Origin of the sequence: Enterococcus sp. DIV2402, from assembly GCF_017426705.2 — a bacterium.
In the GTDB taxonomy this organism is placed as follows: Bacteria; Bacillota; Bacilli; order Lactobacillales; family Enterococcaceae; genus Enterococcus_F; species Enterococcus_F lowellii.
Genome location: NZ_CP147251.1, coordinates 1,105,306 through 1,119,419 on the forward strand (window position 1 = coordinate 1,105,306; position 14,114 = coordinate 1,119,419).

At 37.5% G+C, this 14,114-nt stretch carries 12 protein-coding genes and 1 other annotated feature; of the genes, 11 read left to right on the top strand and 1 reads right to left on the bottom strand.

Translation table 11 applies throughout. The annotated features are described in order from the left end of the window. The first annotated feature begins 32 nt into the window (after window positions 1–32). The 3 genes from DOK78_RS05395 to DOK78_RS05405 are packed head-to-tail and all read left to right on the top strand — an operon-like array spanning window position 33 to window position 2,250. Window positions 33–863, top strand: coding sequence for a DUF72 domain-containing protein (locus tag DOK78_RS05395; RefSeq protein WP_207941441.1), 831 nt, complete (start codon window positions 33–35; stop codon window positions 861–863). 23 nt (window positions 864–886) lie between these two features. Then, window positions 887–1,723: a Cof-type HAD-IIB family hydrolase gene (locus DOK78_RS05400; RefSeq protein WP_207941440.1), complete on the top strand. Its 837-nt coding sequence runs from the start codon at window positions 887–889 to the stop codon at window positions 1,721–1,723. Between the two features lie 8 nt (window positions 1,724–1,731). Beyond that, complete coding sequence (locus DOK78_RS05405; RefSeq protein WP_207941439.1) at window positions 1,732–2,250, top strand: HAD family hydrolase; 519 nt, start codon at window positions 1,732–1,734, stop codon at window positions 2,248–2,250. A gap of 19 nt (window positions 2,251–2,269) precedes the next feature. On the opposite strand, the gene DOK78_RS05410 is transcribed toward DOK78_RS05405, so the two are convergent. Continuing rightward, the gene (locus DOK78_RS05410) at window positions 2,270–3,619 is read right to left on the bottom strand and encodes an aspartate kinase (RefSeq protein WP_207941438.1); all 1,350 of its coding nucleotides are present in this window, start codon (window positions 3,617–3,619) and stop codon (window positions 2,270–2,272) included. Window positions 3,620–3,868: 249 nt separating this feature from the next. Between DOK78_RS05410 and DOK78_RS05415 the strand changes: the two genes are divergently transcribed. The 8 genes from DOK78_RS05415 (at window position 3,869) to DOK78_RS05450 (ending at window position 14,103) form a co-directional block, all read left to right on the top strand. Then, complete coding sequence (locus DOK78_RS05415; protein WP_207941437.1) at window positions 3,869–5,590, top strand: septation ring formation regulator EzrA; 1,722 nt, start codon at window positions 3,869–3,871, stop codon at window positions 5,588–5,590. Between the two features lie 119 nt (window positions 5,591–5,709). After that, a complete protein-coding gene (locus tag DOK78_RS05420) occupies window positions 5,710–6,852 on the top strand; it encodes a cysteine desulfurase family protein (protein ID WP_207941436.1) in 1,143 nt (380 codons plus the stop codon). A gap of 11 nt (window positions 6,853–6,863) precedes the next feature. After that, window positions 6,864–8,072 (top strand): tRNA uracil 4-sulfurtransferase ThiI, encoded by a 1,209-nt coding sequence (thiI, locus tag DOK78_RS05425; RefSeq protein WP_207941435.1) that lies wholly within the window; start codon window positions 6,864–6,866, stop codon window positions 8,070–8,072. 127 nt (window positions 8,073–8,199) lie between these two features. Beyond that, window positions 8,200–8,862: a redox-sensing transcriptional repressor Rex gene (locus DOK78_RS05430; RefSeq protein WP_207941434.1), complete on the top strand. Its 663-nt coding sequence runs from the start codon at window positions 8,200–8,202 to the stop codon at window positions 8,860–8,862. 69 nt (window positions 8,863–8,931) lie between these two features. Further along, the gene (tpx, locus tag DOK78_RS05435; protein ID WP_207941433.1) at window positions 8,932–9,423 is read left to right on the top strand and encodes a thiol peroxidase; all 492 of its coding nucleotides are present in this window, start codon (window positions 8,932–8,934) and stop codon (window positions 9,421–9,423) included. A gap of 32 nt (window positions 9,424–9,455) precedes the next feature. Further along, window positions 9,456–9,670: a binding site (T-box leader), on the top strand. 66 nt (window positions 9,671–9,736) lie between these two features. Next, entirely contained in the window at window positions 9,737–10,927 is a 1,191-nt protein-coding gene (locus DOK78_RS05440; protein WP_207941432.1) for a PLP-dependent aminotransferase family protein, read from the top strand. A gap of 11 nt (window positions 10,928–10,938) precedes the next feature. Further along, window positions 10,939–13,578, top strand: a complete 2,640-nt coding sequence (locus tag DOK78_RS05445; protein WP_207941431.1) for a valine--tRNA ligase — start codon at window positions 10,939–10,941, stop codon at window positions 13,576–13,578. Window positions 13,579–13,635: 57 nt separating this feature from the next. Beyond that, entirely contained in the window at window positions 13,636–14,103 is a 468-nt protein-coding gene (locus DOK78_RS05450) for a GNAT family N-acetyltransferase (protein WP_207941430.1), read from the top strand. Window positions 14,104–14,114 lie beyond the last annotated feature (11 nt).

The window sequence follows — 14,114 nt, forward strand, 5'->3', positions numbered from 1 at the left end:
ATTACTTTAACTTTCAAAAAGTAGGTGAGAGCATGATTCGCATCGGTTGTACGAGTTTTAAAGAACATACATATTTAACTGGAAAAAAAGAAACCACCCTTTATGAATACGCCGGCTATTTTCCTTTAGTTGAAATGGATACAGGCTTTTATTTTATTCCTTCGCGTTCCAATATTGAAGGGTGGCTGAAGCAAGTACCTGAACAATTTCGTTTTATTGTAAAAGTACAAAAAGTATTCACAAAGCATCAAGAATTGGAAGAAGGACAGACGCTAACCGAGCTAGCTGAGCAATTGAAAAGCAATATGGCACCGATGCTTGAATCGGGTCGTTTGTTTTGTTTATTAGCACAATTTCCCGCCACTTTTAAATGTACTAGAGAAAATGTGGATTATCTGCGGATTTTACGGCAATTATTTCAAGACTGGCCGATTGCAATTGAGTTTCGAGACCGTAGTTGGTATGAAGAGAAGTATATTGAAGGAACGCGTAATTTTATGAAAAACCATCGTTTCTCGTTAGTTGTTGTTGATGAACCTAAAAAATTATCCACAACAGTTCCACTCGATCCGTATGTAACCAATGAGGACTTTACCTTTTTCCGTTTTCATGGTCGCAATGATATGGGGTGGACTGCTACCGGACCGGATGCTCAAAAAGTTCGGACCAATTATCGTTACAATGCCGAAGAACTGACTGAATTACAACGTGCAGTCGAATCAGCTAAAGAAAAAAGTAAAGAAATAGCTGTGATCTTTAATAATAATGCTGGTGGCGATGCAGCAGAAAATGCCATAGAATTCAAACGTCGCTTAGATTTAGATTATGACGAATTGAATCCCAGTCAGTTAGAGTTATTCTAATGATAGAAGAGGTAGGTGAATAGATGATTAAAGCGATATTTTTTGATATTGATGGTACGTTGATTTCTACTAACGGTACCATATTAGATAGTACGAAACGAGCAATTGCGCAAGCTCAAAAAAATGGTATTTTGTGTGGGGTTTCTACTGGACGTGGACCAGAAAGTGTGGAGCGAATTGTTCGCGAATTGAATTTAGATATGTTTATTACATATAATGGTCAGCTGGTTTATACGAAAGATCAAACGATTTATGCACGCCCTTTTGAAAAAGCGGTGGTTGATGAAATTGTGGCGTATGCCGATAGAAATTCACGTCAATTAATGTTAGGCGGTCGATATCATATGGAAGGAAGTTTGACGATGCGTATCGGCCAATCAGGCTTTGTCCGTCGCATGATTCGTTTTGTCCCACGTTGGTTTCCGATTCGAGGGATGAAACTAGCATTACAGCGATACAGTCCGAATCGCCGTTCAAATCGGTATTCAAAGTTGGCAATTTTGAACGAGCCGATTTACCAATGTGTGATGCTAAGTGGTGAGTATGAGGTAGAAAAATTTCAACAAGCTTTTCCTCATTGTGATTTACAACGTTCTAATCCGTATACAGTAGATATCGTACCCAAGGGGGGATCAAAACTGCGTGGGATTCAATTTTTCTTAGCACATACAGGTATTGAATTGGCAGAAGCGATGGTTTTTGGTGATCATTGGAATGATATTGAGATGATTAAAGGAGTTGGAATTGGCGTTTCTATGGGCAATGGGAAGGAAGAGACGAAACAAGCCGCTGATTTTGTAACAGCGAGTAATAATGAAGATGGTATTGAAAAAGCATTACGTCATTTTCAGTTAATTTAGGAGGAAACATGAAACCATTTGAAATGACAGAAGAATTTCACCGCACATTTGATGCAAGGCAACCGGCTGTTCCTACGGCATTTAGTAAAGACGATGCATTGCACCGAGCAGGATTTAAAGCAGAAGAGCTGGTTGAATTTTTATATGCAGCTAGTGAGAATAGTCCAGAACTTTTCTCAAACTTAGTGGATGGACTCCATCAAGCAGTGGACCAAGCCCAAGAAAAGGTCTTAAAAAAAGAAAAAATTGTTGAGCCTTTAGTGGATCAAGTGGATGCTTTAATCGATGTATTATACTTCACGTATGGTTCCTTTTCATTGTTAGGTGTCGATCCTGAACCAATTATGGAAATTGTCCATCAAGCTAATATGGGGAAATTATTTCCTGATGGTAAACCTCGTTACGACCCAGTAACCAATAAGGTGTTAAAACCAGATAACTGGGAAGCGGACTATGCACCAGAAGCTAAAATCAAAGCAGAAATCGAACGACAACAGGTAATAAAAGAAAATCAGCGTCCTCAATAAGAAGGCGCTGATTTTTTATTTATTCAAAAAATGTGTAATACAACGTACGAATAGCATCGCGTTCACGATCTTTATGAATCCCAAACATAATACTTACTTCTGAAGAACCTTGGTTAATCATGTCAATACTAATTTTCTTTCTTGCTAAGGCAGCCGCACTTTCAGCCATTGTCCCAACGCGGTGTTTCATTCCTTCACCAACGACGACAACCATTGATAAGTCATGAGTAATGCGTAATTCATCAGGATCGATTTCATAAGCAATTTTACGTAATAATTCTTCTTCTAAATATGGATTTAATTGACTTGCACGTAAGATAACTGAAATATCATCAATTCCTGAAGGCATGTGTTCATAATTCAAACCAAATTCTTTGAAAATTTGTAACACACGTAAAGTGAAACCAACTTCACGGTTCATTAAATATTTACTGATATAAATCATGCTGAAGCCTTCGTCACTAGCAATACCAACCACTGGATTTTCTAAATCGGAACGTTCATTGGTAATTAAGGTTCCTGGATGTGAGGGGTTGTTTGTATTTTTGATGACCACTGGAATTTTTGCACGGTAAGAAGGCATCAAAGCTTCTTCATGGAAGACACTAAAACCAGCGTAAGCTAATTCACGCATTTCGCGATAAGTTAATTGCGTAATTGATTCTGGTTGATGAATATAGCCTGGATGAGCGGCAAAAATACCATCCACATCCGTAAAGTTTTCATATAAATCAACTTTTAATCCTGCGGCAACAATCGCCCCAGAAATATCTGAACCTCCACGAGAGAAGGTACAAACGTCGCCGTTTTCTGTATAACCAAAGAAACCAGGAACGACTAAAATTTCTTCACTATTTCGCCATTGATAAATGGCAGTATAAGATTTTGTCAAAATGCGGGCATTTTGTGGTTCATCAGACACAATCATCCCCAATTCTTTGGGGTTAACATAACGAGCTGCTAAGCCTTCCGCTTGTAAAATACCAGCAATTAATTTTGCATTGTTATCTTCACCACTAGCTAAGACAGTATCATAAAAATGCGGATTGTTTTCAACCGGCATATCAACTAAACTTTCTAAATCTTTATGGATTTGTTTTAACGTTTCTTCATTAATACCAAAGGCAGTCCCGATTTCTTGATAGCGTTCAAAAATGGCTTGAATGACTGCATCTGTATTTTCATCTGCTAGACGTTTTTGATATAACTTAACCAACAAGTCAGTGACCTTAATGTCTTCCGAGTAACGTTTACCCGGTGCTGAAACGACGATAAAGCGACGTGCAGAATCAGCTTTAATAATGTTAATAACCTTTTTTAATTGTTCCGACGATGCGAGGGAACTTCCTCCAAATTTTGCTACTTTCATGGCATTACTCCTAAATTCATGTTTTATATAGATTACAGTTTCAAAGAAAAGAAATCAAGCTTTTTTGTTTCAGAAAAAAAGTTGTGATTTTTTTAAGGGTTCTTAGTGATTGCTGTTTGTCTTTATGCTATAATTCAACTTAGATGTCTTTTGGCAAAAGAAAATGGGTGGTTCTTAATATCGTTTATAAATTTTGTGAGTCATCACGAATTGGCAAAAGTGGAACTTGGGAAATTGGAGGAACCTTAAATGGGAAGTAATTTAATCATTGGAATCGTCATTGCCATCATCGTTGTCGCAGCAGGTTTGTATGGAGCCGGTTTCTACATGCGGAAAAAGAATCAAGAAAAACTCGATCAGTTAGAAAAACGGAAAGAGTCCTTATTCGATTTACCGATTATTGAAGAAATCGACGAAATCAAAAAAATGCATTTAGTCGGCCAAAGTCAAAATACTTTTAGAGATTGGAACCAAAAATGGGCAGATATTTCAACACGTTCATTTTCAGAATTAGAGGGACAAATCTTTGAAGTAGAGAACTTGAACGAGACCTTCCGATTTTTTAAAGCACAAGCAGCCGTGTCAGAAGCAGAAGCAACCATGAACATTATGGAACAGGAAGTCCAACGTATCCGTGATGGGTTAAAAGAACTACGTGAGAGTGAAGAACGAAACTCTTTACAAGTTCAAAAAGCCCTAGATGTGTACGAAGAGTTAAAACAAAAACTTCGTGAGAACGGCGAAGCATTTGGTCCTGCTTATCCAGAAGTTCAAAAACAAATCAAAAGCATCGAAAATGAGTTCACGCAATTTGTGACATTAAATACGTCAGGAGATCCTGTAGAGGCCCGTGAAGTATTAGCGTCAGCCGAAAAGAATACGTATGAAGTAGAAGACTTAATGAATCGGGTACCAGTCGTTTTTGAAGAGCTGAACAAAGTATTCCCTTCACAACTGAAGGAAATTTCAGACAGCTACAAAAAAATGATTAACGACCACTATGTTTTCCCAGAAGAAAACTTCCAAGGAGACATCCAACGTGTCGAAAGACGAGTGGAAAATTCATTAGAAGACTTAACAAAAGTTGAAGTAGAAGTTGTTGAAATTGCCAATCGTACAACAGCAGAAGAAATTGATGGTCTATACGATGTATTAGAACGTGAAATCGAAGCAAGAAGATATGTGATGAAGAATGCTAAAGTTCTTACAGATTATATCGAACATGCTACTCGAAATAACCGTCAATTATTAATCGAATTAGATCATACTTCTCAAAGCTATGCGTTAAATCATAATGAATTAGGTCGTGCTCGTGGTTTCCAAACAGAAATCGAAGAAATTGCTCGACGCAATGAAAACATTGCGCCACAATTGGACAAAAACGAGATTCCTTATTCAGAACTACAAAACTTCTACAAAGATGCGTTTAAAATCTTAGATGACGTAGAAAGTCAACAAGTTGAAATTGATGATGCTCTTCGTGAATTACGTAAAGGCGAAAAAATTGCACAGGATAAAATCGACACATTCGAATTTAAATTGCGCAACTTAAAACGTTTTGTTGAAAAACAACGTCTGCCAGGTTTACCAGGAGAATATTTAGAATTCTTCTTCATGGCAACGGATCGTATTGAAGAATTATCAAAAGCGTTGAACAAAATTCGTGTGGATATGGAAGAAGTTAATAAATTAGTTGCTATCTGTGAAGAAGACTTAGAATTGCTTGATGAACGTACGCATGACTTAGTCGATGCTGCAGCCTTAACGGAACAAATGATGCAATACGCAAATCGTTATCGTCATTCACATCCTGAAGTAAAAGCTTCTATCGATCGTTCATTAGAATTATTTACGAACGAATATCGTTACCAAGATGCCTTGGATGAAATTGGCACGGCTTTAGAACGTGTTGAACCAGGCGCTTTCAAACGAATTGAAGATTTTTATTTCAACAATCGAGATTTAGTTTAATCAAAACAGCATTTGATGAAAATCAGATGCTGTTTTTCTTTTACAACCTTTTCAACTTGAAAGCAGAGATAGTAGCCGTTATAATAGGAAAGAATTTCAAATAGAGAGGATCATTGAACATGATTTATTTTGATAATAGTGCCACCACTCCGATTTTCCCTCAAGCATTAGATACATATTTAAAAACAAGCCAGCGAATTATCGGTAATCCATCAAGTTTGCATGATTTAGGGAACCAAGCCAACCGTTTACTGCAACAGGCCCGCAAACAAATTGCCGACCAGCTGAATGTGTCACCCAAAGAAATCTTTTTTACAAGTGGCGGAACAGAAGGAGACAACTGGGTTTTAAAAGGCACAGCTATTGAAAAAAGAGACTTTGGAAATCATTTGATTATTTCAAGTATTGAACATCCTGCGGTGAGTGAAACTGCTGCGCAATTGAAGGAACTGGGATTTGAGTTAAGTATTGCTCCAGTTACGCCAGAAGGTTTTGTTGATGTGGCAGCGTTAGAAAAATTAATTCGTAAAGAAACAATTTTAGTGTCTGTGATGGCTGTCAATAATGAAATTGGCTCAATCCAACCAATTCAAGAAATTAGTACAGTTTTAGAAAACTATCCTAAAATCCATTTCCATGTTGATGCTGTGCAAGCAATTACAAAAGTTGAGCAAAATCAATGGTTTACACCCCGTATCGATTTTGCGACTTTTTCTGCGCATAAATTTCATGGACCTCGTGGTGTCGGTTTTATTTACTGGCGTGAAGGCCGCAAGTTAGCTCCTTTAATGAACGGTGGCGGACAGGAAAGTAATCATCGTAGTGGGACTGAAAATGTTCCAGCAATTGTTGCAATGGCACGAGCATTGCGTTTAGCATTTGAGAAAAAAGTTGAAAAACCAGAACATGTTGCGCGTTTAAAAGGTTATTTATTAGAGGCGTTGCACTCGTATGAAAAAGTAACGGTCTTTTCAAAAGAGATAGACTTCGCCCCGCATATTATTTGTTTTTCATTGAAAGACATCCGTGGGGAAGTTTTAGTTCATGCCTTAGAAGAAAAGCAAATTTATACATCAACCACCAGTGCTTGTTCAAGTAAAAAACATCTAGCTTCCAGCACGCTTCACGCAATGAATGTTCCTAGTTCATTAGCCACTTCAGCGATTCGTATTAGTTTAGATGAAAGCAATACAATGGCAGAAGTGGAACAGTTTTTAATTGTATTTAATCAACTGTATCAAAAATTTTCAAAAATTAATTAAGGAGTTTTAACGTGAAATATACAGAAATTATGGTTCGTTATGGCGAACTTTCAACTAAAGGAAAAAACCGTCATGTTTTTATCGCGCGTTTAGCATCGAACGTAAAAAAAGCATTAATTGACTTTCCTCATGTCCGCGTGCATGCTGATCGTGATCGTATGCATTTACTTTTAAACGGCGAAGATAGTGATATTATTATCCCTAAATTACAAAAAGTATTTGGGATTCAAAATTTTTCGCCAAGTATTCGTGTTGAAAAAGATGTCGAAGTGATAAAAGCGATGGCACAAGATATGATGCGTGAAGTTTATACAGGAAAAGAAACGTTTAAAATCACCGCTAAACGTAGTGATCATGACTTCATCCAAACAAGTGGAGAATTGAATTTAACGCTAGGAAATGCAGTTATTGATGTTTTCCCAGAGATTAAAGCCCAAATGAAAAATCCTGATATCAATTTACGAGTGGAAATTCGTCGGGACGGTGCTTATTTATCATATGAAACGATTCAAGGTGCTGGCGGTTTACCTGTGGGTACAGGTGGTAAAGGTATGTTAATGTTATCTGGAGGAATTGATTCACCAGTTGCTGGTTATTTTGCCATGAAACGTGGTGTTGAAATCGAAGCTGTTCATTTTGCAAGTCCACCATATACGAGTGAGCAAGCATTACAAAAAGCCAAAGATTTAACTGCTAAACTCGCGCCTTATGCAGGTAGTATTCACTTTATTGAAGTTCCATTTACAGAAGTTCAAGAAGAAATTAAGAAAAAGGTTCCTCAAGGGTATTGGATGACGATTACGCGTCGTATGATGCTACGTTTAACCGATGCGGTACGTGAATTGCGTAAAGGATTAATCATTTTAAACGGAGAATCTTTAGGACAGGTCGCTTCACAAACCCTTCAAAGTATGGTTGCTATTAACGAAGTATCAAATACACCAATCATTCGTCCCGTAGCTACGATGGATAAGTTAGAAATTATTGAAGTGGCACAACAAATTGATACCTTTGAATTGGCGATTCAGCCATTTGAAGACTGCTGCACAATTTTCGCTCCACCGCAACCGAAAACACGTCCTCGTTTAGATAAAGTTCATCATTATGAAGAACGATTGGATATTGAAGGAATGATGGAACGTGCGCTAGCTGGCTTGAAGGTGGAAGAGATTACGCCTGAATCTGCTGAACAAGCGGATGAGTTTACTGATTTCTTATAAAATAACTACAAGAGACTTTTCACGAAGTCTCTTGTTTTTTTTAGAAGAACTTGACTAATGCTTGCACAACAACACATTGCATGGTAAACTTTTTATGTGAATACCTTAACAAAAAGGAGTTGGCATAGTGAAAGAGTATAAAAATAAAAAATTACCGCGCGCCACAGCAAAGCGTCTACCGTTGTATTTACGTAATTTAAAAATACTTGAGACAACTGGAGTTACTCGCATTAAATCAAAAGATTTCTCAGAAATTACACAGGTTCCTGCAGCGACAATTCGTCGTGATTTTTCTTATTTAGGAGAGTTAGGAAGAAGTGGTTATGGGTATGATGTTTCTTATCTAATTGATGTATTTAGTGATATTTTAGCAGCAGATGATGAAAAGCGAATTGCTTTAGTTGGTTTTGGAAATTTAGGAAAAGCTTTGGCTAAGAATAACTTTCGTCGCAATGATAATCTTGAAATCACATGTGTATTTGATAACAATCCTGAACTAATTGGTACAACAGTTGATGGTTTCTATATTTATGGAATGGATGAATTTAAGACAATTACTGAAAAAAATGGAGTGACGGTTGCTATTTCAACCGTTCCAAGTCAACATTCACAAGAAGCAATCGATACGATTGTTGAAGCAGGTATTACCGCTATTTTAAACTTCGCACCCGATCGCGTAACGGTGCCTAAAAATGTTAATATGCGCTATATTGACTTAACGACTGAGTTATTAACATTAATTTTCTTTGATAGCCATTATCAAAATCGTCCGTTAGTGGTAACTTCATAGGCAGATATTTTTGTAAAAATTCTATACTCCTTTATACTGAATTAGAAAGTTATTAAAGGAGTGGGAAGAATGAATATTACCCGTAAAGGTGAAGTACTAGAAGTACCTGGCACACAATTAAAGACTGGCGACAAGGCAGCAGATTTTTCATTGAAAGATTTAGGTGACAAGCAATATACCTTACAAAATTTTGCTGGTAAGCCAACGATTCTGTCGGTTGTTCCAGATATCGATACACGTATATGTGCGCTTCAAACAAAACGTTTCAACATCGAAGCAAGTCAAATTGAAGGCATCAATTTTGCGACGATTTCAAACAATACAAAAGAAGAACAAGCCAACTGGTGTGGTCAAGAAGGTGTGGAAATGGTTATGTTACATGATCCTGAAAACACATTTGGAGAAAGCTATAGTATTTTAATCCCAGAATTAAATCGTTATGCGCGTGTGATTTATGTGCTTGATCAAGAAGGCGTTATTCGCTATGAAGAAATTGTTCCTGAAATGGCGCAAGAGCCCGACTACGAAAAAGCACTTGCTGCTGCAAAAGCGTTAGTGTAAGTTGACTTTCAAAAAACTTCATTGTAGAATGAGTCCAGACGTAGAACAAGAGGAGTAGCTAGCGAACTGTTTTTAGAGAGAAAATCGTAGGGTGGAAGATTTTCAACAGCAACTAGTGAAGGTAGCTTGGGAGTTTTTGATTTGAAAGCAGAGTAGAATCAAACGATTAGTGACCGTTAATTCACTGTTGAGAGGTAGAAAATTTTCTACAATTTAGGTGGTACCGCGTAAATTTTACGTCCTAAGATGTGAGACATCTTAGGACGTTTTTATTTTGTAAAAAATTCAATCCACAGAAATGAGTGTGAACATTATGGCATTAAAATTTGCAAAACGTGTAGCAGACATTCAATCTTCAGAGGTCCGTGAATTATTAAAACTAACTGAACAACCAGATTTTATTTCATTTGCGGGTGGTTTGCCAGCACCAGAATTATTCCCTGTGGACGAAATTAAAAAAGTGAATGAAGTATTGCTAGAAAAAGATGGACAAGCTGCCTTGCAATACAGTACAACAGAAGGTTTTGAGCCTTTGCGTGAATGGATTGCTAATCGGATGAACCAACGCTTACAAACTAATTTTAACAAAGACAACATTTTAATTACGAGTGGTTCGCAACAAGCGATTGATTTAACAGGAAAGATTTTTCTTGATGAGGGAGACATAGTATTTTGCGAAAGCCCTACTTACTTGGCTGCCTTAAATGCGTTTCGAGCGTATGGATGTGAATTTGTTGAAGTTGCTACTGATGAACAAGGGATGATGATGGAAGATTTAGAAGCTAAAATCGAGCAGTATCCACATGCCAAATTAATTTATGTCATTCCGGAATTTCAAAATCCAACGGGGTTAAGTTGGGGATTAGAACGTCGTCAACAATTAGCCAAACTATCTGCAGAACATCAAATCCCAGTCTTAGAAGATAATCCTTATGGTGAGTTACGCTTTGAAGGAGAAGCATTTCCGTCTATTCGTCATTTTGACCAAGCAGGAACAGTTATCTGTACAGGAACATTTTCTAAAATTTTCTGCCCAGGATATCGAATTGGTTGGTTAGCTGCCGACGAAGAGATTTTACAACGGTACACAATTATGAAACAAGGAACAGATTTACACAGTAACACCAAAGCTCAACGGGAAATTGCCACTTATTTAGAGCTCTATGACATTGACACACACATTCATAAAATCCTTGAATTATATCGTCAACGCCGTGATACGATGCTCAGGAAATTGACGGAAGTCTTTCCGAAAGAAGTGCAATTCACTCGTCCAGAAGGTGGACTATTTGTTTGGGTAACTTTACCGGAACAGTTAGATGTCACACCGATTTTGCAAGATTGTCTAGCAGAAAAGATTGCCTTTGTTAGTGGTGAAACCTTTTATCCAAACAGCAAAAAACGCAATACCTTCAGATTAAATTTTTCCAATATGCCAGAAGATAAAATCGAACTTGGCCTTGAAAAAATGGGACGCGTTTTACAAAAATATCTAGAAAACTAGGAGGAACATCCATGTCAGAAAAAAATTTATCGACAAAGTATCAACCCCAAGAAGTTGAAGCTGGTCGTTATGAAGAATGGTTAGCAAAAGATTTATTCAAACCAAGTGGGGATAAAAAAGCTCAACCGTATTCAATCGTTATTCCACCACCAAACGTAACTGGAAAATTGCATTTAGGTCATGCGTGGGATACCACATTACAAGATATGATTATTCGCCAAAAGCGAATGCAAGGATTTGACACCTTATGGCTACCAGGAATGGACCATGCCGGAATTGCGACTCAAGCGAAAGTTGAAGAAAAACTACGCGAACAAGGAGTTTCTCGTTATGATTTAGGTCGTGAAAAATTTGTTGAACAAGTTTGGGATTGGAAAGAAGAATATGCTGGACATATTCGTGAACAGTGGTCAAAACTAGGCTTGTCGCTCGATTATAGTCGTGAACGTTTTACATTGGATAGTGGGTTATCTGATGCAGTTCGCAAAGTATTTGTTACGTTATACGAAAAAGAATTAATCTATCGTGGGGAATACATCATTAACTGGGATCCACAAGCACGAACAGCTTTGTCTGATATTGAAGTTATTCATAAAGATGTAGAAGGTGCTTTTTATCATATGACGTATCCGTTAGCTGATGGTTCGGGTGTTGTTGAAATTGCGACGACTCGCCCAGAAACGATGTTAGGTGATACAGCAGTTGCCGTTCATCCTGAAGATGAGCGCTATCAAGCATTGATTGGAAAAACAGTCATTTTACCATTAGTAGATAAAGAAATTCCCATTATTGCGGATGAATACGTAGAGATGGATTTTGGAACAGGAGTTGTAAAAATTACACCTGCTCATGATCCTAATGACTTTGAAGTTGGCAATCGTCATGATTTGCCACGTGTAAATGTGATGAATGATGATGGTTCCATGAACGAACTAGCGGGGAAATATGCTGGTATGGATCGTTTTGCTGCACGTAAACAAATTGTAAAAGATTTAGAAGCGTTAGATCGTCTAGTAAAAATTGAAAAAATGGTTCATAGCGTAGGACATTCTGAACGTACGGGAGTTGTCGTGGAACCACGTTTATCTACACAATGGTTTGTAAAAATGAAACCATTGGCAGAGCAAGCGATTAAAAATCAAGGAACAGAAGATGCAGTAGAATTTTACCCACCACGTTTCAATCAAACATTTTTACGTTGGATGGAAAATATTCACGATTGGGTTATTTCTCGTCAATTATGGTGGGGACATCAAATTCCAGCATGGTATCACAAAGAAACAGGTGAAATGTATGTGGGAATGGAAGCTCCAGCAGACAGCGAAAACTGGATACAAGATGAAGATGTGCTAGATACATGGTTTAGTTCAGCATTATGGCCATTCTCAACATTAGGTTGGCCGGATGAAAACAGTGAAGATTATCAACGTTATTATCCTAATAATACATTGGTTACAGGCTATGACATTATTGCTTTTTGGGTAAGTCGAATGATTTTCCAAGGCTTAGAGTTTACAGGTCAACGTCCATTTAATAATGTGTTAATCCATGGGTTAATTCGTGCAGAAGATGGACGTAAAATGAGTAAATCGCTAGGTAACGGAATTGACCCGATGGAAGTGATTGATCAATACGGTGCCGATGCATTACGTTGGTTCTTATCAAATGGTTCCGCACCTGGCCAAGACATGCGTTTTAGTTATGAGAAAATGGATGCAGCGTGGAATTTCATTAATAAAATTTGGAATGCGTCACGTTTTGTATTGATGAACGTGGAAGGAATGACAGTGGCTGACATTGACTTCTCTGGTGAAAAATCAGTTGCGGACCGCTGGATTTTAACGCGCTTAAATGAAACAATCGAAAAAGTAACCGACTTGTTTGATCGTTTTGAGTTTGGTGAAGCTGGTCGTCAATTGTATAACTTTATCTGGGATGACTTCTGTGACTGGTATATCGAAATGAGTAAAGAAACATTATATGGCGAAAATGAAGCTGCCAAACAAGTCAATAAGAGCGTCTTAGTTTATACATTAGACCAAATCTTACGCTTGTTGCATCCAATTATGCCATTTGTTACTGAAGAAATTTGGAGTCAAATTCCTCACGAAGGAGATTCATTAGTGGTTGCCGCTTATCCAGTTGTTCGTCCAGAGTTAACTGATGATACAGCAGCTAAAGGCATGGAAGTTCTAAAAGAATTAATTCGTTCTGTTCGTAATATCCGCTCAGAAGTGAATACGCCTTTATCTAAACCAATCACCTTGCTAATTCAAACAAGTGATGAGGCAGTGGATACTTTCTTAAAAGCCAATCAAAACTATATTGATCGTTTCTGTAACCCAGAAGAATTGACGATTACTAGTGATTTAGAAGCACCAGAATTAGCAATGTCGGCAGTTTTAACAGGAGCAACGATTTACTTACCGCTTGCCGGATTGATTAATATCGAAGAAGAAATTGCTCGTTTAGAAAAAGAATTGGACAAATGGAACAAAGAAGTGAAACGTGTTCAAGGTAAATTAGCGAATGAACGTTTTGTAGCGAACGCTCCTGAAGAAGTCGTTGCTCAAGAACGTGAAAAAGAAGCAGATTATTTAGAAAAACAAAAAGTCGTAGAAGAACGCATTGCGCAATTGCGTACAATTTAATTCATTAAAAAGAGTGGGATCATTATTCCACTCTTTTTTACCACAGGGAGAGTGAATATGAAGTTTAGATTTGCAGCTAAAGAAGATGTCCCGTTGATTTTAAGCTTTATTAAGGAATTAGCCGATTATGAAAATTTATTAGATGAAGTCGTTGCAACAGAAGCTGATTTAGAAAAATCGTTGTTTGCTCAAAAACGTGCGGAAGTTCTATTTGCACTCGTCGATGAAAAAGAAGTTGGTTTTGCTTTGTTTTTCCATAACTATTCGACTTTTTTAGGGAAAGCAGGTCTGTATTTAGAAGACCTTTATATCAAACCAGATGTTCGCGGACAGGGCATTGGAAAGCAGCTACTTAAAAAATTAGCGCAAATTGCTTTAGAACGTGACTGTGGTCGTTTAGAATGGTGGTGCTTGGATTGGAATCAAACAAGCATTGATTTTTATCTTTCTTTAAATGCGGAACCAATGGATGAATGGACGTCTTATCGATTAACAGGTGAGAACTTAAAGAAACTGGCAGAGTAAAAGAATTATTT

Bases quoted from the DNA above. Each gene is read 5' to 3' on its own strand.
- DOK78_RS05395 (WP_207941441.1), top strand. From the start codon at position 33: ATGATTCGCATCGGTTGTACGAGTTTTAAAGAACATACATATTTAACT.
- DOK78_RS05400 (WP_207941440.1), top strand. From the start codon at position 887: ATGATTAAAGCGATATTTTTTGATATTGATGGTACGTTGATTTCTACT.
- DOK78_RS05405 (WP_207941439.1), top strand. From the start codon at position 1,732: ATGAAACCATTTGAAATGACAGAAGAATTTCACCGCACATTTGATGCA.
- DOK78_RS05410 (WP_207941438.1), bottom strand. From the start codon at position 3,619: ATGAAAGTAGCAAAATTTGGAGGAAGTTCCCTCGCATCGTCGGAACAA.
- DOK78_RS05415 (WP_207941437.1), top strand. From the start codon at position 3,869: ATGGGAAGTAATTTAATCATTGGAATCGTCATTGCCATCATCGTTGTC.
- DOK78_RS05420 (WP_207941436.1), top strand. From the start codon at position 5,710: ATGATTTATTTTGATAATAGTGCCACCACTCCGATTTTCCCTCAAGCA.
- tpx (WP_207941433.1), top strand. From the start codon at position 8,932: ATGAATATTACCCGTAAAGGTGAAGTACTAGAAGTACCTGGCACACAA.
- DOK78_RS05440 (WP_207941432.1), top strand. From the start codon at position 9,737: ATGGCATTAAAATTTGCAAAACGTGTAGCAGACATTCAATCTTCAGAG.
- DOK78_RS05445 (WP_207941431.1), top strand. From the start codon at position 10,939: ATGTCAGAAAAAAATTTATCGACAAAGTATCAACCCCAAGAAGTTGAA.
- DOK78_RS05450 (WP_207941430.1), top strand. From the start codon at position 13,636: ATGAAGTTTAGATTTGCAGCTAAAGAAGATGTCCCGTTGATTTTAAGC.